Annotated in this window: 20 protein-coding genes; 18 read left to right on the forward strand and 2 right to left on the reverse strand. The window is 56.6% G+C overall.

Translation table 11 applies throughout. The annotated features are described in order from the left end of the window. Position 1: 1 nt before the first annotated feature. The 15 genes from HZB23_07215 (at position 2) to HZB23_07285 (ending at position 17361) form a co-directional block, all read left to right on the forward strand. Complete coding sequence (locus tag HZB23_07215; protein ID MBI5844439.1) at positions 2-1231, forward strand: glycosyltransferase family 4 protein; 1230 nt, start codon at positions 2-4, stop codon at positions 1229-1231. Further along, positions 1231-2583, forward strand: a complete 1353-nt coding sequence (locus HZB23_07220; GenBank protein MBI5844440.1) for a hypothetical protein — start codon at positions 1231-1233, stop codon at positions 2581-2583. The genes HZB23_07215 and HZB23_07220 overlap by 1 nt, the downstream gene beginning before the upstream one ends. After that, positions 2543-4489, forward strand: coding sequence for an asparagine synthase (glutamine-hydrolyzing) (asnB, locus tag HZB23_07225; GenBank protein ID MBI5844441.1), 1947 nt, complete (start codon positions 2543-2545; stop codon positions 4487-4489). Before HZB23_07220 ends, asnB (HZB23_07225) begins: the two co-directional genes overlap by 41 nt. Positions 4490-4491: 2 nt before the next feature. After that, positions 4492-6408, forward strand: coding sequence for an asparagine synthase (glutamine-hydrolyzing) (gene asnB, locus HZB23_07230; GenBank protein ID MBI5844442.1), 1917 nt, complete (start codon positions 4492-4494; stop codon positions 6406-6408). A 103-nt stretch (positions 6409-6511) separates the two neighbouring features. Beyond that, a complete protein-coding gene (locus tag HZB23_07235; protein MBI5844443.1) occupies positions 6512-7450 on the forward strand; it encodes an NAD-dependent epimerase/dehydratase family protein in 939 nt (312 codons plus the stop codon). A 407-nt stretch (positions 7451-7857) separates the two neighbouring features. Then, positions 7858-8421 (forward strand): RsbRD N-terminal domain-containing protein, encoded by a 564-nt coding sequence (locus tag HZB23_07240; protein MBI5844444.1) that lies wholly within the window; start codon positions 7858-7860, stop codon positions 8419-8421. Between the two features lie 76 nt (positions 8422-8497). Beyond that, the gene (dsrM, locus tag HZB23_07245; protein MBI5844445.1) at positions 8498-9511 is read left to right on the forward strand and encodes a sulfate reduction electron transfer complex DsrMKJOP subunit DsrM; all 1014 of its coding nucleotides are present in this window, start codon (positions 8498-8500) and stop codon (positions 9509-9511) included. 73 nt (positions 9512-9584) lie between these two features. Further along, on the forward strand, positions 9585-11207 hold the full coding sequence (locus HZB23_07250) for a (Fe-S)-binding protein (protein MBI5844446.1): 1623 nt from the start codon (positions 9585-9587) through the stop codon (positions 11205-11207). Continuing rightward, the gene (dsrJ, locus tag HZB23_07255; GenBank protein MBI5844447.1) at positions 11207-11623 is read left to right on the forward strand and encodes a sulfate reduction electron transfer complex DsrMKJOP subunit DsrJ; all 417 of its coding nucleotides are present in this window, start codon (positions 11207-11209) and stop codon (positions 11621-11623) included. The genes HZB23_07250 and dsrJ overlap by 1 nt, the downstream gene beginning before the upstream one ends. Before the next feature lie 2 nt (positions 11624-11625). Further along, positions 11626-12411, forward strand: coding sequence for a 4Fe-4S dicluster domain-containing protein (locus HZB23_07260; protein ID MBI5844448.1), 786 nt, complete (start codon positions 11626-11628; stop codon positions 12409-12411). Positions 12412-12423: 12 nt separating this feature from the next. Beyond that, positions 12424-13584 carry a polysulfide reductase NrfD gene (gene nrfD, locus HZB23_07265; protein MBI5844449.1) on the forward strand — a complete coding sequence of 387 codons (1161 nt, stop codon included), beginning with the start codon at positions 12424-12426 and terminating at the stop codon, positions 13582-13584. A gap of 154 nt (positions 13585-13738) precedes the next feature. Beyond that, positions 13739-15238: a HEAT repeat domain-containing protein gene (locus HZB23_07270; protein MBI5844450.1), complete on the forward strand. Its 1500-nt coding sequence runs from the start codon at positions 13739-13741 to the stop codon at positions 15236-15238. Next, positions 15217-15900 carry a CPBP family intramembrane metalloprotease gene (locus tag HZB23_07275; protein ID MBI5844451.1) on the forward strand — a complete coding sequence of 228 codons (684 nt, stop codon included), beginning with the start codon at positions 15217-15219 and terminating at the stop codon, positions 15898-15900. The genes HZB23_07270 and HZB23_07275 overlap by 22 nt, the downstream gene beginning before the upstream one ends. A gap of 17 nt (positions 15901-15917) precedes the next feature. Beyond that, on the forward strand, positions 15918-16373 hold the full coding sequence (locus HZB23_07280) for an N-acetyltransferase (GenBank protein MBI5844452.1): 456 nt from the start codon (positions 15918-15920) through the stop codon (positions 16371-16373). 52 nt (positions 16374-16425) lie between these two features. Then, entirely contained in the window at positions 16426-17361 is a 936-nt protein-coding gene (locus HZB23_07285) for a DUF4197 domain-containing protein (protein MBI5844453.1), read from the forward strand. A gap of 102 nt (positions 17362-17463) precedes the next feature. On the opposite strand, the gene HZB23_07290 is transcribed toward HZB23_07285, so the two are convergent. Further along, positions 17464-17970: a ferritin family protein gene (locus tag HZB23_07290; GenBank protein ID MBI5844454.1), complete on the reverse strand. Its 507-nt coding sequence runs from the start codon at positions 17968-17970 to the stop codon at positions 17464-17466. Between the two features lie 53 nt (positions 17971-18023). Beyond that, positions 18024-19268, reverse strand: coding sequence for an acyl-CoA/acyl-ACP dehydrogenase (locus HZB23_07295; GenBank protein MBI5844455.1), 1245 nt, complete (start codon positions 19266-19268; stop codon positions 18024-18026). Positions 19269-19556: 288 nt separating this feature from the next. Between HZB23_07295 and HZB23_07300 the strand changes: the two genes are divergently transcribed. From HZB23_07300 to HZB23_07310, 3 genes are all read left to right on the forward strand, one after another. Continuing rightward, positions 19557-20063: a rubrerythrin family protein gene (locus tag HZB23_07300; GenBank protein MBI5844456.1), complete on the forward strand. Its 507-nt coding sequence runs from the start codon at positions 19557-19559 to the stop codon at positions 20061-20063. 66 nt (positions 20064-20129) lie between these two features. Next, positions 20130-20345: a rubredoxin gene (locus HZB23_07305; protein ID MBI5844457.1), complete on the forward strand. Its 216-nt coding sequence runs from the start codon at positions 20130-20132 to the stop codon at positions 20343-20345. Between the two features lie 72 nt (positions 20346-20417). Beyond that, positions 20418-20855, forward strand: coding sequence for an FprA family A-type flavoprotein (locus HZB23_07310; protein ID MBI5844458.1), 438 nt, complete (start codon positions 20418-20420; stop codon positions 20853-20855). The last annotated feature ends 230 nt before the right edge of the window (positions 20856-21085 follow it).

The raw sequence follows: 21085 nt of genomic DNA on the forward strand, positions 1-21085 counted from the left end.
CATGAAAAAAAAAGTCGCAATCATATCCTTTTCAAACATCGCCCGCGACGCAAGGCTTCTGCGCCAGGTGAAGTACCTTTCACCCAATTATCGCCTGACGGTTTTAGGGCTTGGAAGCGAACCCGAAGGTTTCGCAGACAAGGGCATAACCTGGGTGGGGCTTGACCCGGTTTACGCCACTTTTTCATCCAAAAGGGAAAGGCTCGCCAACATCGGACGCATGATAAGGGAGCGCGACCGGGAGGGCCTGGGGCTCAGGGTCTTCAGCCGGGCCGTTTACGCCGCCCCTGTCTGCCCGCCCCTTTACGAGGCGTGGTACGAGTCGCTCCCCCAGGTGAAAAACGCAAGAAAAGCCCTTTTTGCGGAGCCCTTTGACGCCATTCTGGCCAACGACTGGAACACCCTGCCCGTGTCCGCTCAGGCTGCGGCCCATCACGGTGCGAAACTTGTTTTCGACGCCCACGAATACGCGCCCCTGGAGTACGAGGGCCTTTCATGGCGGGTTACAGGCGCTCCACGGATAGTCCATTTTCTTAAAAAATACGCGGGTAAGGCCGACGCCATGATAACGGTGGGGCCCATCATCGCCCAGAAATACCGGGACGTCTTCGGGCTTAATCCAACGGTGATAAGAAACGCGCCTGACGCCGTGATCATTGAGCGCCACGACGTGAACCCGGATAAAATCAACATCATCCACCACGGCGGGGCCGTCCGGGTAAGGCGGCTCGAAGACATGATAGAGGTGGTGGCGCTGACCAAGCCCCGGTTTCATCTCAACTTCATGCTCACCGGCCAGGACGCCGCCTATATCGAAGAATTGAAGGCCCTGGCCGGTAGAATTGCGCCGGGAAGGGTAACCTTCCACGATCCGGTGCCGCCTTCCGAGGTGGTCCATGCCATCGCCCGTTTCGACATGAGCCTTGCTCCCAAAAAGCCCCTTAGCTTCAACGAAAAATTCTGCCTGCCCAACAAGTTCTTCGATTCCATAGTGGCCGGGCTTGCGGTGGTATCGGGCCCCAGCCCCGAAATGGCCTCGATAATCAGGGAATACGGGGCGGGCCGGGTGGCCGACTCCTTTTCCCTGATCGACGTGGCCCGCGCTTTGGATTCGCTTTCCACGGATGACATCCGCTCCATGCGCATAGCCGCATCGGGCGCGGCGGGGGTGCTGAACGCCGACCACGAGATGAGAAAGCTCACGGATATTTTCCGAAAGGTTCTGGGATAATGGAAACCACGGAAAAAAGGGCCAGAGTCTTTTTGGTCATGGCAATCGTCGCGGCAGGCGCTCTTTTCTTCCTTCTGGTTTCCGTTCTTCAGGGCATCGGCTATAACAAAAGGGCGCTCAATGACCTTACGAGCCGCCTGAAAAACATTGAGTCGGCACAACAGCGCCTTGCCAACCGGGAATACGAGGCGCAATCTTCGGCCTACGGACGCCAGGCCCAGACCCATGCGCCTTCGTCTTTCCAGTTGACGCCCCTGCAAAAATCGGTGGACAGCCTCCGGGAGGGCCGTTTCAACGACATGGTGGATGAGGTGACCAGGGAGGCTTCAACCGACAACGAACGCGCCGTCAAAATGACCGCCCACGTCTGCGCTACGGTGCGGAACGAGTGCGGCGACAGTTCAAGGCACGATTACTCAAAAGTGAAACTGGAGGCCATAAGCGATCCTCTCACCGCCTGGGAATACAGGCTTGGCGTGTGCGGCTGGCGGGCTCACATCCTTGTGAGGGCTCTTGCCCGCATGAACATAAAGGCGAAGATTTTCAACATCTATGACTACGCCTTCGGTCATTCCTGCGTTTTGGCAACCTACGGCGGAAGGGATCATTTTCTCGATCCGACCTACGGGGGCTATTTTGCCGACAAGGACGGCGGCGTGCTCTCATGGGAGGAAATCGCAGCGAACCCCAAGGCTGCGGCGGAAGGCATGATGGCCTTCCCGAAGACCCTGGATTGCTACCCCGACGGGTCCCGCCCGCACAATGCGTCCAGGATGAGAGATGTTTACAGGCCCGAAAACATTGCCGCCGTCAAAAACGCAGGAGTACTGGGAAGCCGGGTTTTCGTCCTGCCGGTTGAACTGGACCTTTCAGGCATTGACAGGAAACCGGTGGTTTTCGGAATAGAAAACGGCTCGGAAACCGACATGAGGGATGAAGCCGTCCACAGGCGCACACGGTGCTGGTACCTGGATTACCTGGGCGCGAACCTGGACAAGTTCGCCTATTCCCTGAATCTGACGGGGCTTTCCGGAAAAAGGCCCGTGGACATATATTTCAAATTCTGCAAATCGGGCCAGGGCGGGGCCAGTTGGCAGGCTTCCAGCAGGACCGGGAAGATTCTCGCAGGCGCGGCGGGGCCTTTCAGCGCAAGGGCCGGAGATTGGCTCATCACCTACGAGCCAAAGGGGGAAGGCCCGCAAACGGTTGAAATCCGGCTTTCCCAGTACAAGGACAGAAGCTGGTCGCGGCTCGACTGCTTAACGGTCGCAAGGGCCGGCCAGATTAAAATAAAGGGCGGAGAAACAAAGCATGTGCGGGATAGCAGGAATCGTTTCAAGAAGACCCGTTGACGGGGTGAAACTGAAGGCCATGTCGCGCTCCATGCCCCACAGGGGACCGGACGGATGGGGCTACCTTCTGCATCACCCGGAAAACGGATCAAGAACATGGCTCAACTCCGATTATTCGGCGCATGATTCCGAGGGCGCGGTTTTGGGGCTCGCCCACAGGCGGCTCTCCATCCTGGACCTTTCCCCTGACGGGCTCCAGCCCATGCCGGACCCTTCAAAAAAAATATTCGCGGTCTATAACGGGGAAATCTACAACTACCTGGAATTGAAGGGCGAGCTTTCCGCACTGGGGCACGAATTCAAAACCACCAGCGACACCGAGGTTCTTCTTGCCGCGTACAAATCATGGGGACCTTCCTGCGCCTCGCGTTTCGTGGGCATGTGGAGCTTCGTGATCTGGGATACCGAAAAAAACCGACTGATTATCTGCCGGGACCGCTTCGGCATAAAGCCTCTCTACTACGCCTTTTCCGACGGAGCCTTTTATTTTGCGTCCGAGATCAAAGCCCTGGCCGAGGCTGGCCTTTGCCGCGAGCCGGATTCAGCAGTGGTTGCGCGTTTTCTGTGGGACGGCGGCGTTGACACCGACCATCGCACCTTTTTTGCGGGCATCTTCCAGTTTCCGGCGGCCCATTACGCAGTGCTGGACCTCAATGGCCCAGTATCTTCCCTTTCCCCGGTTCGGTACTGGGATTTTCCATCCGAGCCCTTCGCGGGAAGCCCGGAGCAGGCAATAGAGATGTACCGGGAGATTTTCCTGGACTCTGTTTCCATCCACGCCCGAAGCGACGTCCCGGTTGGCACCTGCCTTTCCGGAGGGCTCGATTCATCATCCATCGTATGCGCGGCTGAAAAACTCCGGGCCGAAGGAAGGATTCCCGCCTACACGCACTCCGCCTTCGGCTACACCCCCGAAGACCCGCGCTATTCCGAGCGCCCCTTCATGCAGGAGGTTGTGGACGCCACGGCGGCAAAAATGCACTACGTAATGCTTTCGCGGGAGGATTTCATAGAAAGCATTCCCAAAATCTGCGCCACCCAGGACGAGCCCTTCGGCTCCACCAGCATAGCTGTGCAGTGGGCGGTGTTCCGGGAGGCCAAGAGAAACGGCATAACGGTGATGCTGGATGGGCAGGGCGCGGACGAGATGCTTGGCGGCTATCACAGCTATTTCAACACCCTTGCCTTCATGATGCTGGGGAAAAAGGACCTTTTAGGCTACATGGCCCTTGAGCGGGCCTACCGGGCCGAGCACGGGGCCAAAATCCTGCCCCTTTCAAAGGCTGCGGTGTTCTTCGCCCCAGGCCCCATAAGGCGGCTGGCCGGCATGGCAAAGCGAAGGCTCTTTCCCGCAGGGGCCATGACCGGAGTGGTCTCCCAGCCCTTCATGTTGGCGAACCTGGAAGACATCCCCCTGGGACCGCCGCCCGAAAGCCTCACGGATTTTCTCAAATTCCACGTCACCCGTACTTCCCTTCCGGGGCTTCTGCGCTACGAGGACCACAACTCCATGAGCCACTCCATAGAAAGCCGGGTGCCCTTTCTGGACCACCGGCTGGTGGACTTTCTGTTCAGCCTGGGAGACGACTGGAAGATAAGGGGGGCGGTCACCAAGTTCATCATGCGCGAGTCCATGAAGGGAATACTTCCAGAAGCCGTTCGCACCAGGAAGGACAAGATAGGATTCATGCCCGCCCCCGGACTGACCTACGACCTTCTTGACCGGGAAGGGAGGGGCCTTGTGGAAAACCGCACGCCCTGGGAAAAAGACTGGTTCGATCCTCAAAGGCTGAACGAGGCCGTGGCGGCCAGGGATTCCAGCCCCGGCGTTGAATACCCCCTCTGGCGGGTGGTGAATCTGAAAATGTGGCTGCGGCAGTTTTTTGCCAAGGGGGAGGCGGTTTAGCCATGTGCGGAATAGCGGGTATGGTTCTTAACGAACCCCTTGACCCTTCGGTCATGGAGCGGCGGCTCAAAACCATGAACCGGCTCCAGGCCCACCGGGGGCCGGACGGAAACGGGACCTTTGTCCATGAATCGGGCCGGGTGGGACCGGGCCACGTGCGACTTTCCATCATCGATTTATCCACCGGCGGACAGCCCATGACCCTGCCGGACGGAACCACAATTTCCTATAACGGGGAAATCTACAACTATCTGGAACTCAAGCGTGAACTGGGTGAGGAAAATTTTTCCACCACCAGCGACACCGAAGTCATTCTTCAGGCATACCGCAAATGGGGAGAGGCCTGCGTTTCGCGCTTAAGGGGCATGTTCGCCTTCGCCATCTGGGACCCTGCCCAAAACCGCCTTTTCTGCGCCCGGGACCGTTTCGGCATAAAGCCATTCTATTACACCGAAACGCCCAGGGGCTTTTTCTTCGCCTCTGAAATCAAGGCCCTCCTGCCCTTTGTAAACGAAATCGCCACCGACATGGCGGGGCTAAAGGACTATCTCGCCTTCCAGTTCACCCTTGGGGACAAAACCCTTTTTTCCGGCGTGAAATCCCTTGCCCCGGCCCACACCCTTTCGGTGAAACCGGGCTATCGCGCCAGTACCTTGAAGTACTGGGAAGTTGTCTATGAGCTGGACTGGGACCACACCAGGCGCTATTTTTCCGAAAAGGTACGCGAGCTTCTGCTGGACTCGGTGGCCATGCATTTGAGAAGCGATGTGCCTGTGGGGGCCTATCTTTCGGGGGGCCTCGATTCAGGCATCATTTCCTGCCTGGCCCGGCAGGTCAAAAAGGACGGCGTGTTTCCGGCCTTTCACGGCAAGTTTTCCGGCCCCGATTACGATGAGTCGATCCACGCCCGCGCGGTTTCAGATCATGCGGGCCTCACCCTTTTCGAGCGGGAATTCATCGGCGCGGATTTTTCGGCCAACATCAAAAGGGTGATCTATCACCTGGACCACCCGGTGGCGGGCCCCGGCTCGTTTCCCCAGTTCCTCACCTCAAAGCTCGCCTCCGAGCACCTGAAGGTGGTTCTGGGCGGCCAGGGCGGGGACGAGATATTCGGCGGTTACGCGCGCTACCTCATCTCCTATTTCGAGCAGTGCATCAAAGGGGCCATAGACGGCACCATGAAAAGCGGCAACTTCGTGGTGACCTACGAGTCCATAATTCCCAACCTGGAAAGCCTGCGCGCCTACAAGCCCCTTTTGCAGGAATTCTGGTCCGAGGGCCTTTTCGACGACAGGGACAAGCGCTATTTCAGGCTCATCAACCGGGCCAACGGCATGGCCGACGAGATCAACTGGCAGGCGCTGGAACCGTACTCGGCCCTGGAAACCTTCCGTGAAATCTTCTGGGGGCCCAATGTGCCCAAATCCAGCTATTTCGACTCCATGACCCATTTTGACTTCAAGACCCTCCTGCCAGCGCTTTTGCAGGTGGAGGACCGCATGAGCATGGCCCACGGCCTGGAATCACGCGTGCCCATCCTGGATCACCCCCTGGTGGAGTTCGCGGCAACCATACCGGCTGACTCCAAGTTTCAGGGTGGGGAGTTGAAGCACCTCCTTAAAACCGCCTTCGCAAGCGATCTTCCGTCGTCGGTTCTGAACCGCAAGGACAAGATGGGCTTTCCGGTTCCCCTGTCGCAATGGATGCGAGGCGAGCTGCGCGACTTTGTCGAAGACGCCTTTCACGGCCAAAACGCAAGGCACAGGGACTATCTGAACCCCTCCTTCAACATCGCGGGGCTTTTGTCCAAAGAGGGAAAATTCACCCGCAAGGTATGGGGGCTTCTTTGCCTGGAGCTTTGGCAGCAGCTTTTCCACGACAAATCAGGCGAATACAAAAGCATGGCCGAAGAGGAATGAACTTGTGCGCAATCAATCTTACTCACGCCAATCATGGGCTAAAAGGCTGCTAAATCAGCCTTCATCACTTTGACCACATAATCAACAAAAGGAGTTTTTGACAATGAAAACAATAATTACCGGCGGAGCAGGCTTCATAGGCTCCCATCTTTCCGACCGCCTTCTTGCCCGTGGGGACCAGGTGCTCGTGATAGACAACTACGCAACCGGCAGAAGGGACAACCTGACTCCCCAGAAGGGCTTGACTGTTGTGGAAGGGAGCATCGCCGATCGCGCACTCGTGCATGACGCCTTCTCGTCCTTTTCGCCCGACGTGGTGGTCCACGCGGCGGCCTCCTACAAGGACCCGGAAAACTGGGAGGAGGATTCCCGCACCAACGCCACAGGAACCGCCATCATAACCCAGGAGGCCAAGGCGTCGGGAGTAAAGCGGCTGATATATTTCCAGACGGCCCTGTGCTACGGCATAAAGCCTATCGAGCAGCCCATAACCCTCACGCACCCCATAATGCCCGGCGATTCCAGCTACGCCATCTCGAAAACAGCAGGCGAGTACTACATCGCGCTTTCCGGCATGGACTACATCTCCTTCAGGCTCGCCAACGCCTACGGCCCAAGGAACCTTTCCGGGCCGCTTCCCACCTTTTTCCAGCGCCTTACCACCGGCAAGGCCTGCTTTGTCATGGACACCCGCAGGGATTTCATCTTTGTAAACGACCTCGTTGACTGCGTGATGGGCGCGGTGGACGGCAAGGGCGAACGAGGGGCCTACCACATAAGCAGCGGAAGCGATTTTTCCATCAAGGAGCTTTTCGACGCCACCATCAAGGCCCTTGGAATAACTCTGGAAAAGGACGTGGAGCAAAGGCCGCGCGGGGCAGACGATGCCTACACCATCCTGCTTGATCCCTCCAAGACCGAGCGCGACTTTGGCTGGCGGGTCACCACCCCCCTTGAAACCGGCGTGGCTGCGGCCATCTCCTATTACAAGGAATTCGGCATCAGCCAGACCTACACCCACTTGAAGGCTCATTCGGAATAGGTCCTCTTTCCGACAGGCTGGCCGGGAAAGAATTGATATTCCTCCCGGCTGGCCTTTTAAAAAACCTTGCCAATATCTAATTCAATACTTCAGATATTATCAATAATATACATATTATCAAATTATTATATTTAAAATGCCCGCAAACTGACCGGCTCGCAAAAAAATCCGCCGCGCATCAAAGGCCCAGGCTGCTCTGCCAAGGCCCCGCATCCTGATCCATCAGTGTTCTCCAAGGCTTGAAAGCCATGTTTTTCTTGACAGGCCCGCATCTATAAACTATCGTCGCGCCCTAACGGGCTTTTCCCGAAAAAAGTTTGATTTTTCATTTAAATCAGACACTTGGTTTATCGACGCACGACCTGCGTAAAAGGGAACCCGTATGCTTTTTTTAAGGGATTTGATGAATGACTTTTTGGGAATTGCTTGAAAAAAGGCGGGCCGACATTCTCGCCCGCTGGCAGGAGTCTGTTTTTGCAGGATATCCTGCGGACTCATCGGGTTTTCTGACAAAGCAGAACGACCAGTTCGCCAACCCTGTGGGCGTACGCATAAAACAGGGGCTTGACCAGGTGATAAGGGTCATGCTGGCCCCCACTGACCATGTGGCCGAATCCGAAGCCATGAACTTTCTTGACGACATCATGCACATAAGGGCCGTGCAGGACTTCTCGGCGGCCAAGGCCTTGAGGTTCATATTCGATTTGAAGGACGTGGTGCGCGAGGTCCTTTCAAAGGACCTCAAAAAGTTCACCGAGGAAACCGACTGGCACTCGCTCGACCGGCGCATAGACAGCCTGGGCCTGATCGGATTCGAGATTTATTCCAGGTGCAGGGAAAAAATCTTCGAAATCAGGGTCAACGAGGTAAAGAATCTCTCTTACAAGGCCATGAAAAGGGCAAAGCTTCTGTGTGAAATAGAGGGCCTTGAACCCGGCCCGTCCAAAGACGCCGGCTGTTGCGGCAAATGAACCCATGAGACCGCCAGGTCTTACAAGCAGATAGCGGTATTTTTCGGTCATCTTAAAAAAGGAGCGAGGTCACTGAATGAACGTTAAGGATTCCATCACCATTTCTGCGGTGGCGGTCTTGGCCATCATCGCCCTGGGAGCATTGGGCGCGATAGTGCCGGTGCTGCGGCCAGTGTTCGGGATAGCCATTCCGTACGCTGCCGTGGCGGTCTTCCTGCTGGGCGTTGTGGCCAAGGTGCTGGGCTGGGGAAAGACCCCCGTGCCCTTCGCCATTCCCACCACCTGCGGCCAGCAGAAGAGCCTTCCGTGGATCAAGGCGAGCTACCTTGAAAGCCCCTGGACCAAAAAAGGCGTCATCGCCCGCATGGCCCTTGAAATCCTGTGCTTCCGGTCGCTTTTCCGCAACACCAACATGAGCATGAAGCAGGGCCCGAAAATTTTCTACGGCCCCACCCTGTGGCTCTGGATAGCGGCCCTGGCCTTTCATTACACCTTCCTCACCGTGTTCATAAGGCATTTCCGGTTTTTCCTGGAGCCGGTGCCCTTCCCCATCAAGATGCTTGAAACCCTTGACGGCTTCTTGCAGATCGGGCTTCCCACGGTGATGGTTTCCGGTTTCATCCTGGCGGGCGCGGCCACCTATCTTCTTCTGCGCCGCCTCATGATTCCCACGGTGCGCTACATTTCGCTTCCCAACGATTTTTTTCCGCTTTTCCTTATTCTGTCCATCGCGGTCACCGGCATCCTGATGCGCTACGTCACCAAGACCGATGTTGTGGGCATCAAGGAACTGACCATGGGCCTTGTGACCTTCCGGCCCACCGTTCCCGATACAGTCGGAATGATTTTCTTCGTGCATCTTTTCCTGGTCTCAACCCTTCTGGCCTACTTCCCCTTTTCCAAGCTCATGCACATGGGCGGAGTCTTCATGTCCCCCACCAGAAACCTTACGTGCAACACAAGGGAAGTGCGACACGTCAACCCCTGGAACTACCCCGTCAAGACCCATGACTACCATGAGTACGAGGACGAGTTCCGGGCGCACATGGTGGAAGCCGGTCTTCCCGTGGAAAAACCCCTGGAAGACTGAGGGCGGCTGCGCAAGACCATTTTTACAGCGAAACCATTATTCGGGCGATGGCCCTGAATTATAAGGAGAAGCAATGGCTGACGACATTCCGAACATCGAAGAACTTTCGACGATAGTTCATTCACCACCGAAAACACCGTGGATGGACACGCCTACGGTCATCAGGAAGGGCATGTTTTGCCATCCGGCCAATCCCAAGAGCCTTGACTACCTCAGCATGCCCTATGGCCGCAAATGGGCGCCCATGGAAGAGGACTGGAAGCTCCCGGAAAACTGGGTGGAGATCATCTCCGACGGCCTTCGTGACCGCCTCACCCGTTTCCGCTCCCTTCGTATCTTCATGGACTGCTGCGTGCGCTGCGGAGCCTGCGCCGACAAGTGCCACTTCTTCATCGGCACCGGCGATCCCAAGAACATGCCCGTTCTTCGCGCCGAGCTTCTCCGCTCGGTCTACCGCAAGGACTACACCCTGGCCGGAAAGCTCCTTGGCCGCATGGTGGGCGCGCGCCCCCTCACTTACGACGTGCTCAAGGAGTGGTGGTACTACTTCTTTCAGTGCTCGGAGTGCCGGAGATGCTCGGTGTACTGCCCCTACGGCATAGACACCGCCGAAATCACCATAATCGGACGCGAGCTTTTAAACCTCATAGGACTCAACATCGACTGGATCGCCACCCCTGCCGCCAACTGCTTCCGCACCGGCAACCATCTGGGCATCCAGCCCCACGCCTTTAAAGACATGATCGATTTCTTCTGCGACGAAATCGAGGATGTCACGGGCGTTCGGGTCAACCCCAGCTTCAACCGCAAGGGCGCGGAAATCCTTTTCGTGACGCCCTCCGGCGACGTTTTCGCGGACCCCGGCACCTACACGGCCATGGGTTACCTCATCCTCTTTCACTATCTTGAGAGCCAGGGCCTTGACATCACCTGGAGCACCTACGCTTCCGAGGGCGGAAACTTCGGCCTTTTCACCAGCCACGAGATGATGAAGCGCCTGAACGCCAAGATGTACGCCGAAAGCAAGCGCCTTGGAACCAAGTGGATTCTGGGCGGCGAGTGCGGCCACATGTGGCGCGTCATCCACCAGTACATGGACACCATGAACGGCCCAGCCGACCACCTGGAATTGCCGAAAAGCCCCATCACCGGCACGGTTTTCCAGAACGCGGCGTCCACCAAGATGGTGCACATCACCGAGTTCACCGCCGACCTTCTTCGCCACAACAAGTTGAAGATCGATAAATCCAGGAACGACCACCAGATTCTGTCCTTCCACGATTCCTGCAACCCCTCTCGCGGCATGGGACTTCTGGAAGAACCCCGCGAAGTTATCAAGGGCGTCTGCAACCACTTTTTCGAAATGCCCGAAAAGACCATACGCGAGCACACCTTCTGCTGCGGCTCCGGTTCGGGCTTAAACGCCGGCGAAAACATGGAGCTTCGCCTTCGCGGCGGGCTTCCCAGGGCCAACGCCTTCAAGCACGTTCACGAGACCCACGGCGTAAACACCCTTGCAACCGTATGCGCCATCGACCGGGCGGCCCTCCCCACGGCCCTCGATTACTGGGTGCCGGGCATGAGGGTCACCGGTGTACACGAGCTCGTGGCCAACGCCTTGATTCTTGACGGTGAAAACGAGCGCACCACCGACCTGCGCGGCGAACCCCTGGCGGGCATGGAGGAGGAAGAATAATGAAACTTTACGACGGAAAGATAATTCTTCTTGGTCTCGCCGTGTTCGTGGGCCTTTTCACCTTTCCCTTCTGGTTCAACATGGGAAAGGCCGCTCCGGTTCCGGAAATCCTGACCGATACCCCGGTCATCGCCAAGATGGCCGTAAAGCAGTGCGTAAGGCCCACCGATTTCATGAAGGCGGGCCACATGCAGGTTCTTAACGAATGGCGCGACACGGTGGTCCGCGACAACAACCGCGTGGCTCCGGGCACCGATGGTGTGATGCGGGAAATGAGCCTCACCAAGACCTGCATGGAATGCCACTCCAACAAGGCCGAGTTCTGCGACAGATGCCACAACTACGTGAGCGTCGCGCCTTACTGCTGGAACTGCCATTTAGAGCCCAAGGATTTAGCGGCCAAGGAGAAAGCCTGACCATGGACAAGACCAAACGGGATTTTATTAAAGTAGCGACTATCGCCGCAGCCGCCGGGCTTGTTCTGAAGCCCTCCGGCAAATCCATGGCCATGGACCTCGCAAGACGCACCCCCGAAGGCGCTGTTCCCACGGAAAAGGCTCTTACGGCGGGCCGCTGGGCCATGGTTGTGGACACCAAAAAATTCACCCAGGCTTCCCGCAACGCGGTCATGGAAGCCTGCCGCAGGGAGCACAACATCCCGGTGATGAAGGATTCCAGGCACGCCCTCACCTGGATATGGGATGACGAGTACGAGCACGTTTTCCCGGAGCAGATGAACGAGCACATCCCCGACAAGACCAGGGAAAACAAGGTTCTCGTTCTTTGCAACAACTGCGAGAATCCGGCCTGCGTGCGCGTCTGCCCCACCAAGGCCACCTTCAAGCGCGCCGACGGCATAGTGATGATGGACTATCACCGCTGCATCGGATGCCGCTTCTGCATGGCGGCCTGCCCTTACGGATCGCGCTCCTTCAATTTCCTTGACCCAAGGAAGAGCCTCACCGAAATCACCTCCGACTACCCCACCCGCACCAAGGGCGTGGTGGAAAAGTGCAACTTCTGCGCGGAACGCCTTGCCAGGGGCCAGAAGCCCGCCTGCGTGGAAGCCTGCAAGGGCGGAGAGATGATTTTCGGAGACCTCGACGATCCCAAGTCGGAAGTGCGCAAGGTTCTGGCCGAGAAATTCAACATCCGCCGTCGCCCGGAGCTGGGCACCCAGCCCCAGGTTTACTACCTTACCTAACGCGAGGAAGCCATGCTGGATAAAGCCTTAAGCGGAAGCAGGACTTACTACATGTGGCTCGCGGGCCTTTTGGGCGTCATCGGCGTCGGGTTCGGGTGCTACCTCTATCAGTTCACCCAGGGCCTGGGCGTTACGGGACTTTCCCGCGACGTCTCCTGGGGATTCTACATCGCGCAGCTCACCTATCTCGTGGGCGTGGCGGCATCGGGCGTCATGCTGGTCATGCCCTACTATCTCCACGACCACAAGGTTTTCGGCAAGATCACCATTCTTGGCGAATTCATGGCCGTGGGCGCCATCGTCATGTGCGGCCTTTTCGTGGTGGTGGATTTGGGCCAGCCCATGCGGATGCTCAACATCATTCTCTATCCCACGCCCAACTCGGTCCTTTTTTGGGACATGCTGGTCTTGAACGGCTACCTTATCCTGAATCTGGTCATCGGCTGGAGCATACTCCAGGCCGACACCAAGGGCGACACCGTGGCCAAGTGGGTGAAGGTGCTCATTTACGTCTCCATCCCCTTCGCCATTTCCATCCACACGGTCACGGCCTTTTTGTACGCCGGTCTTCCCGGACGCCATTTCTGGCTCACCGCCATCATGGCAGCCCGCTTTCTTTCCTCGGCCTTCTGCGCCGGTCCCGCGATTCTCCTTCTTATCATCCTCTTTTTACGCAAGGCCGCAGAGTTCGAGGTGAAGGACGAAGCCGTCAGAAGCCTTTCCGTCATCATCACCTACGCCATGCTGGCCAACGTGTTTTTCCTTGGCCTTGAATTCTTCACCGCCTTTTACAGCCAGATTCCCGGCCACATGCACGCCTTCGTGTACCTTTACAAGGGCCTGGAAGGTCACGGCGCGCTTGTCCCCTGGATGTGGGCAAGCTCCATTCTTGCAGTCTTCTGCCTCGTGATTCTCGTTCCGCCCAGGTTCCGCAAGAACGACAAGCTCCTTCCCGTCGCTCTCGTGGCCCTCGTCGCCGCCACCTGGATCGACAAGGGCCTTGGCCTGGTGGTTGCGGGTTTCATCCCCAACCCGTTGGAGCACGTTGTGGAATACGTCCCCACCCTGCCGGAGCTTGGCATTTCCCTTGGCGTTTACGCCATTGGGGCTTTGGTGGTGACGGTCCTTTACAAAATAGCAATCGAGGTGAAGAAAACGGCAGCCGAGCATTGATTGCCATCATTTTTCATTAAACCTGCCTGATTGCTCCGGGGCGTATTTTTCATTAACGAAAAATGCGCCCCGGATTTTTTTCTTAACAGCCTGCCTTTTTCAAAGTGATGCTCATCCGATTTCAATTCCGGCTGACTTAAGGGGAGGAGCCAACGTGACAAGGAAAAGGTTTTTATCGGACCTCATGTTTCCAGCGCCGATTCTGGCCGGGATGCTTGTATGCCACGTGTTTTCGACCCTTTGGGTTTACGCGGCCAATTCCGGGCTTTACGAGAAGATGGCGCTTCTTGCAAAAAGCGGCTACGTCACCGTCCCCAACCCCGTCACCGCCCCTCTTCTGAAGACCTTCGCCACGGCGTTTTACGGCGGGCTTTTTTTCACCTTCACGCTTGGGGCGGGTCTTTGTGTGCTGTCGTTTTTCCTTTTCCGTTTTTGGTTCCGTTTTTTCCCCAGGGCCCCAAAAAAGGTGGCTGCTGCGCTTTTTTCCGGCATATTCCTTTTGATAGCCGTTTTTCTCAACAAGGACGGATTCGTCCTTTTTCCCACACTGATAGCCCTTAGCGTTCCTGCAACCGTAATACTCATATCAGCGCTTGTTGCCAGATACTCAGGTTCTTCGCCCTCCCTTCTCATGTCGACGTTTTTCATAGTCCCCCTGGTCATCCTGAGCCTTGCCTGGGGCGGCCACAAGGACGACGATCTTTTCGACCATCTGCGCGACGACGTTCTTCTTTCAGGAGGCCCCGGAATCGCCTTTGTCGATTTTTACTACCGTTACACCCTCTATCCCACCGAGCCCATAAAGCCTCTGGCCGCGCGCCTGATAAAGTCCGCAAGAATCACCGGCCAGGCTCAACCAGCGACCCTGGCCCCAATCTACAGGGCGCTCATAAAAAACGATTATCTGCCGGTAAAATCCGAAGGCCCGGTGGATCTTTCCTTAAACGTTAAAGGCAGCGTCGTAACCCTGTCCGGCGGCGGAAAAATCATCGATGAAATCGGCCTTCAGGCATTTGTGCAAAAGCCCGACAGGCATCTTTCGGAATTTTCCAAAAAACTGGACAACATGGCGGCAAGCCGGACCTTCATGGGTTTCGGCCTTCTTTTCGGCTTTCCCCTGGTGCTTTACTCCTTGTGTTTCGGCTTTGTCAGCGCCCTTGTCGGGCTTATGCTCGCTCCCGCTCCCGCCTCCTTCGCCACGGGATTGTTGGGAGTCGTCCTGGGCCTTCTTCTGCTTTTCCCCTTAAGTTCCGCCAGCAAGGCCCGCGACAGGGACATAAGGGAGCTTATCGCTTCGGGCTCGCGCTCCGAGCGCCTCACCGGGCTAAGGCAGGCCTCCGAAAAGGGAATACCGGTGTGCAATCTTGCCGGTTTCGACAAAATACTCAAAAGCAGCGCCATTGTGGAACGCCGATGGGCCGCCGAGGCCCTGGCTTCTGGAGGATGCCCGGAAACCGGGCAGATGCTGGCAGGGCTCCTCAACGATCCGCATCCCTACGTAAGGTGCCATGCCGTGCTTTCCCTTTCCAGGATAGGGGCGTCCTACGCCACCGACACACTTTTGGACATTTTGCGCACATCCAATCACTGGTATCTTGAAACCTACAGCTACAGCGCGGCAAGGAGCCTTGGATGGCATCAACAGGCGCAATAAATGGCCCCAACGGCAAAGCCCTCCTTTTGGCCGTCGGCCTTGTGGCGCTCTTGCAGGCCGCCTTTGAAATGTGGCCGTGGCGACTGTCACCGCTGGACCGGTTGTGGCTTCTGGCCGCCTTGCGGCTGACGCAGGTTTTGGGGATAATATGGGCGGCCCGTTTTTTCGGCTGCGGATGGGACACCCTTGGCCTTTCCCGAAAAGACCTGATTCCCGGCCTTTACGGGGGAGTGAAGTGGTGCTTCGGCTTCGGGGCCTTTGTCGCCCTGTGCATGTTGATCGTACACAGGGCGGGCGTCGACCCCTTTTTCATGTTCCGCCAGGCGCTGAATGTCGATGGACGGGTTCATCTGGCAAGCTACATATTTATCGGTTCCATTGTGGCGGGTTTATCCGAGGAAATCTTCTTCCGGGGCATGATCTACGGGTATCTGCGCCGTTTCGGGCTCTTTTTCGCCCTGATTTTATCCACGGCGCTTTTCATAGCACCCCATTATATGGCCTCAGGCGGGGCCGCGCCCTTTTTCCAGGGCGCTGGGGGGGTATTGTTCGCTCTTGCCTACGAGCGGGAAAAAAGCCTTGTCGCGCCGGTTTTATTGCACGCGGGAGGCAATTTCGCGCTTTTCGCCCTTACCGCTTATTTTTCCGGGCAGCTTGTCTGACCGGCTGGAGCGCCAATATGATACGCAAGGCTACAATTCATGACGTAAGGCCGATTCACGCGCTTTTGCAGGATTTCGCCAAGGACGGCGAGCTCCTGGGACGCCCTCTTTCGGAGATTTACGATCACCTGCGGGACTTTTCCGTTCACATCGACCAGAAAACCGGAGAGCTTGACGGATGCCTGGCCCTTTCGGTGTGCTGGGAGGAGTTGGCGGAAGTCCGTTCCCTGGCCGTTAAGCGGGAACTGTGGAACCGGGGCATAGGATCGAGGCTTCTTTCCTTCTCCCTAAAAGAAGCAGGAGAGCTTGGAATAAAGCGGCTCTTCGCCCTTACCTACAGGCCGTACTTTTTCGAGAAGCACGGTTTCAGGCAGACCGAAAAGAACAACCTGCCCTTGAAAATCTGGAGCGATTGCGTAAAATGCGTCAAGTTTCCCGACTGCGACGAATTGGCCGTGGAACGCCTTTTGTAGTCACCATTCAATTTTGCTCCTCAAATATTGCCGATTCGGCGGGGAAGCACAGATGAAACCTGAAAAGTTGATTCGCCTTTCCGTTTGCGTGGCGCTTTCATGCTTCCTGGCCGGAAACGCCGGTCCTGCCTTTTCCGGCGACGCCAGTGGGACAGATTCCGTTTTGCTGGCGGCCACTACAACCCAGCCCGTGAAAAAGACAGGCACCGCTGCGTCCAAAAAGACCGCAAAAGCCAAGAAGCCGGCAACCGCCGTCAAAAAGGCCACGGTTGCGCCCAAGGCCACCCCGGCCACAAGCCCCAAGGCGTCACTTACGGCCAAGTCCCCTTCGGCGGCCACTCCCACCACCCAGGTTGCCCCTGCCTCCAAAAGCCCCGCCGTGGCGGATCTCAGCCGTGGCGTTAAGGACGCACTCCTTCAGGCGGCAAAAGGGGCCGTGGCAAGCCTTGGAAAGGAAAACGGCTATTTCGCTAACCAGCTTGTTCGCATTCCCATGCCGGCTCAGTTGAAACCGGTTGATGACATGCTGCGCAACCTTGGGCAGGCGGCCCTTGCCGACCGGTTCATAGAAAGCATGAACCGTGCAGCGGAAAAGGCCGTGCCCAAGACCATCGACATCTTCGGCAAGGCGGTTGCCGCCATGACCCTGGAACAGGCCGCAAGCCTGGTCAAGGGGCCTGAAGACGCGGCCACCCGATACTTCGAGAGCACCACAAGGGAAAACCTTAAAGCTGAAATAATGCCCCTGGTGGGCGAAGCCATGAACCAGGCGCAGGTGACAGCCTTTTATTCTGCCATGATGTCGAAGGCTTCGGGGTACATGCCCTTTTTGGGACTTATGACGCCGGACCTGAACCAGTACGTAACGGACAAGGCCCTGGACGGGCTTTTCCTCGTCATGGCCCAGGAGGAAAAGAAAATCCGCCAGGACCCGATGGCCCGGACCACCGACATTCTTAAAAAGGTCTTCGGGGGGATTTTCAAGTAGTGGAGGCAGGAGTCATTTCACTTTTGACAAAAAAAGCCTGTCCGGGATTCGTGAAACCTGGACAGGCTTTTTCAGCTTATTCAAATAGCGGGCCTTCCGCTTCTACTGCTGATCCAGAAGCGAAATCTCGTTCTTGAGCATCCTGATGTGGCTCTCCTCTTCCCTTATGATGTCGTCTATCCTGCACTTTCCCTCGTCCGTTTCCACAAGCTCCTTCATGGCCCTGTAAAAGGCGATGGAGTCTTTTTCCCGGCCCATTGCGAATTCAAGAATTTTTCTCAAAAGATCATGGGAGCAGGAATTCGATTCCACCGGAAGGGGGTCTTCCGGATCGGAAAAAACCCGCGAGTTGGCGAGGCCCGCAAGATAATGGGCAGTTTCGCCTTCCGGGTCAAAGGTGTCGGAAAAGCGCTGGGTTTCGGCAAGTTCCCGCCTCATACGGGCAAAAAGGCCCTGGTGCCCGTCTTCCATGCCGGCGATGTCCAGCAAAAGGTGCCTTGCGTCGGAACATGCGGCGTTTGCCGCCGCCCTGCGGTAAAACTCCGCCCCGTTTTTCTCGATTTTTTCGGCAAGGGCGAAAATTTCGTCTGCGCTGAAGGCAAAGCCCATTTTTCCGTCTCCTTTATAAAAATGCCAAGGGAACCGTAAAAAGGCGAAAACGCCTACTCGTAAATTTTTTCGTCGGGAACTTCGCTTCCCGCTGCGTCGTTTTCATGATCCCTGGCAAGGCTCGCAGCCCGTTTCGTGAAAAATTCCTTGTACCACTCGTGGGCCGTGATGTTGCTCATTATCTCGTTAGTGCCGGTCCAGATGGATGCGAGGCGAAGATCGCGCACGATGCGCTCCACCGGGTAAATGGTGGTGTAGCCGATGCCGCCCATAACCTGCATGGAATTTTCCGCCACCTTCTGGCAGCTCTCCGTCACGAACTTCTTCGATTCGGACACGAGCCGCCGGATCAGGCGGGCGTCGCTGCCTCGGTCAACAGCAAGGGCCGTGGTGTAGATCATGGACCGGCAGGCGTCCAACAGCATCACGCTTTCCGCGACCTTGAAGCTCACCCCCTGGAAGGTGGCCACGGGCTGGCCGAAAGCCTTTCTGCGGGTGGTGTAGGCCGTGGCCACATCAAGCGCCGGGCGCGCCGCGCCTATGGTCATGGCTGCGGTGCCCAGGCGTTCGGGGATCATCATGGTGTTGAAGACCGCGTAAGCGCCGTTGACCTGGCCCACGACGTTTTCCTTGGGGACCTTGACGTCCTTGAAAACAAGCCGCCCTGCCCCGCCGCCCCGGCAGCCCATGAGATCGTATAAATAGCCCGTGTCAACGCCAACGCTCCGGTCAACTATAAGGCAGGTGAGGCTCTTGTGGGGCTGGGCGCCCGGGTCGGTCTTGGCGTAAACAAGGAAATAGTCCGCGCCTGCCGCACCCACTATGAAACGCTTCTGGCCGTTCACCACAAAATGGTCGCCCCTGTCCACGGCAGTTGTGGTGGTGCCGAAAAAGTCCGATCCGCCCCTGGGCTCGGTTAAGCACTCAGCCGCGAAAAGCTCGCCCCTAAGAAGCGGGGCCACGTATTTTTCCTTTAAAAAATCGGAGCCGTGCAGCATGATGGCGTCGCACACCAGCTCGGCCCCCACGCCGAACACGCAGGCGAAGATGTAGCCCAGGGTGCCCACCTCCTCCATCAAAGTGGCGGAAGTCACCCAGTCCATGTCCCTGCCGCCCCATTTTTTGGGGTAGCGCACGCCCAGAAGGTTCCTTCTTGCGGCCTCCTGCAAAAACTCCCTAGGAAAGTCGATCTTGTTGGCGTCCATGTCCAGTATCATCTGGCGGGGGACCCATTTTACGAGGTCCCTGGCCTCGTTGCGTATCTTTATCTGCTCCGTTGTTAAAAGATGATCCATCATGGCCTTTTTCCTTTCAGTGACATAATCGAAAAACCGGGATATAATTTTCTGTCATACCATTTTTCAGTTTCTGACTGTGAAAGGCTGGTGTCAAGATATTTCCATAGGAATATTTCCATAGGAATTTTCAAACGACAGCTGCAAAAAATTTCTTGACAAATTTAGGAATAATAACTATTTCTGAATCGCTTTTGAAAACAGCTCTGCCTAGATCATTCCAAAAGGAAAATTTCGGGGCAAATACCTGGAAAACCGATCAACCACAAACTTTTGAAAGGAGATTTTTCCATGAGCAAGACCAGTGAAAATCTGAAGGAAGCCTTTGCAGGTGAATCCCAGGCCAACCGCAAGTATCTGGCCTTCGCAGCCAAGGCCGAGAAAGAGGGCTACCAAAGGGTCGCACGGCTTTTCAGGGCCGCAGCAGCAGCCGAGACCGTCCACGCCCACGCCCATCTCGCGGCCCTTGGCGGCATAGGGTCCACCGCCGACAACCTTAAGGAGGCGGTTGAGGGCGAAACCCACGAGTTCAAGAACATGTATCCGGGAATGATTGCAGAGGCTCAGCAGGACGGCGACAAGGTCGCCCTTCGCTCCTTCAGTTTCGCCAACGAGGTGGAGAAAATCCACGCCGGGCTTTACGAAAAAGCCCTTGAAATGCTTGCCGACGAGTCCTTCACCAAGGCAGACACTGAGTACTACGTTTGCGGAATCTGCGGCTACACCTGCGAGAACGAGCCGCCCGACAACTGCCCGGTATGCAAGGCCAAGGCTGCGAATTTCTCCAAAGTTGATTGACAGCCTGCTTAAAAACGCGAATCGCTGTGTCGCGTCATTTTTCAAAGAGCTTACAGGGAGGAAACTATGGCCTCACCCGACGAGATGTACCAGTGCCAGACCGTAAACTGCGGATACATCTACAACCCGGACAAGGGCGACAGGAAGGGCAAGGTCCCCGCCGGAACGAAATTCGAGGAACTGCCCGAAACCTGGAAATGCCCGGTGTGCGGGGCCACCAGGAAGTGCTTCAGGCCCCTTGCTGGGCCGGGCTCGACGGCGGAAGTGAAGTGCGAAGTCTGATTCCGGGCCTGCTGCAAAAAAATGGCGGCACAGGCGCGTTGACCTGACAGAAAAAGGGAGGGCCTTGTTTAAATGAAAGCACTCGTGGTTTATGCAACCCGCACCGGATCGACACAAAAGATCGCCGAACTGATCGCCGAAGGCATCCGTTTCGGTGGATTTGACGCGGATATCAAAAACGTGGCCGACGTCAAAAAGGAAGACGACCTCGCAGGCTACGACGCCTATGCCTTCGGTTCGCCCACCTATCACGGCGACATGATGGCGTCCATGAAGACCGTTCTTTTCCTGGCGGAAAAAGCGGGCCTGGAAAACAAGGTGGGCGGCGCTTTCGGGGCCTTCGGCTGGAGCGGCGAGGCCCCCCAGCGCATCTACGACACCATGCGGAACATCTTTTCCATGCGCATGGTGAGCGACTCTTTGCGCCTCAAATCAGCCGACCTCGGCGGCGGCGTCCAGGCGGCCCAGGCCTACGGCAAGACCATAGCCAACAAGCTTGGCGAGAAGTGACCTTTAAGGCGGTGTGACGGGGGAAACCTGTCCCCGTCACATCGCCTTAATCGATAAATATAGTGGCATGGTCAGGCTGTTGTTTCGATGCCGACACGTCTATTGGCCGCCTGGTTTTATGCTATTACGATAATTTGTTACTGCCAGCCGATAAAAATTATTCCCCTCTGTTCCAGCGTTGAAATCCGCCATAAAATCTTGCTTGCAAACCGGATTGATGAGATAATACA

The sequence above is a fragment of the Deltaproteobacteria bacterium genome (genome assembly GCA_016235345.1).
Lineage (GTDB): Bacteria > Desulfobacterota > Desulfobacteria > Desulfobacterales > Desulfatibacillaceae > JACRLG01.

Coding starts and splice junctions, on each gene's coding strand:
- HZB23_07285 (MBI5844453.1), top strand. CDS start 16,426: ATGAAACCTGAAAAGTTGATTCGCCTTTCCGTTTGCGTGGCGCTTTCA.
- HZB23_07220 (MBI5844440.1), top strand. CDS start 1,231: ATGGAAACCACGGAAAAAAGGGCCAGAGTCTTTTTGGTCATGGCAATC.
- HZB23_07280 (MBI5844452.1), top strand. CDS start 15,918: ATGATACGCAAGGCTACAATTCATGACGTAAGGCCGATTCACGCGCTT.
- HZB23_07260 (MBI5844448.1), top strand. CDS start 11,626: ATGGACAAGACCAAACGGGATTTTATTAAAGTAGCGACTATCGCCGCA.
- HZB23_07275 (MBI5844451.1), top strand. CDS start 15,217: ATGGCATCAACAGGCGCAATAAATGGCCCCAACGGCAAAGCCCTCCTT.
- HZB23_07235 (MBI5844443.1), top strand. CDS start 6,512: ATGAAAACAATAATTACCGGCGGAGCAGGCTTCATAGGCTCCCATCTT.
- dsrJ (MBI5844447.1), top strand. CDS start 11,207: ATGAAACTTTACGACGGAAAGATAATTCTTCTTGGTCTCGCCGTGTTC.
- HZB23_07300 (MBI5844456.1), top strand. CDS start 19,557: ATGAGCAAGACCAGTGAAAATCTGAAGGAAGCCTTTGCAGGTGAATCC.
- nrfD (MBI5844449.1), top strand. CDS start 12,424: ATGCTGGATAAAGCCTTAAGCGGAAGCAGGACTTACTACATGTGGCTC.
- dsrM (MBI5844445.1), top strand. CDS start 8,498: ATGAACGTTAAGGATTCCATCACCATTTCTGCGGTGGCGGTCTTGGCC.
- HZB23_07250 (MBI5844446.1), top strand. CDS start 9,585: ATGGCTGACGACATTCCGAACATCGAAGAACTTTCGACGATAGTTCAT.
- HZB23_07240 (MBI5844444.1), top strand. CDS start 7,858: ATGACTTTTTGGGAATTGCTTGAAAAAAGGCGGGCCGACATTCTCGCC.
- HZB23_07305 (MBI5844457.1), top strand. CDS start 20,130: ATGGCCTCACCCGACGAGATGTACCAGTGCCAGACCGTAAACTGCGGA.
- asnB (MBI5844442.1), top strand. CDS start 4,492: ATGTGCGGAATAGCGGGTATGGTTCTTAACGAACCCCTTGACCCTTCG.
- HZB23_07310 (MBI5844458.1), top strand. CDS start 20,418: ATGAAAGCACTCGTGGTTTATGCAACCCGCACCGGATCGACACAAAAG.
- HZB23_07295 (MBI5844455.1), bottom strand. CDS start 19,268: ATGATGGATCATCTTTTAACAACGGAGCAGATAAAGATACGCAACGAG.
- HZB23_07215 (MBI5844439.1), top strand. CDS start 2: ATGAAAAAAAAAGTCGCAATCATATCCTTTTCAAACATCGCCCGCGAC.
- asnB (MBI5844441.1), top strand. CDS start 2,543: ATGTGCGGGATAGCAGGAATCGTTTCAAGAAGACCCGTTGACGGGGTG.
- HZB23_07290 (MBI5844454.1), bottom strand. CDS start 17,970: ATGGGCTTTGCCTTCAGCGCAGACGAAATTTTCGCCCTTGCCGAAAAA.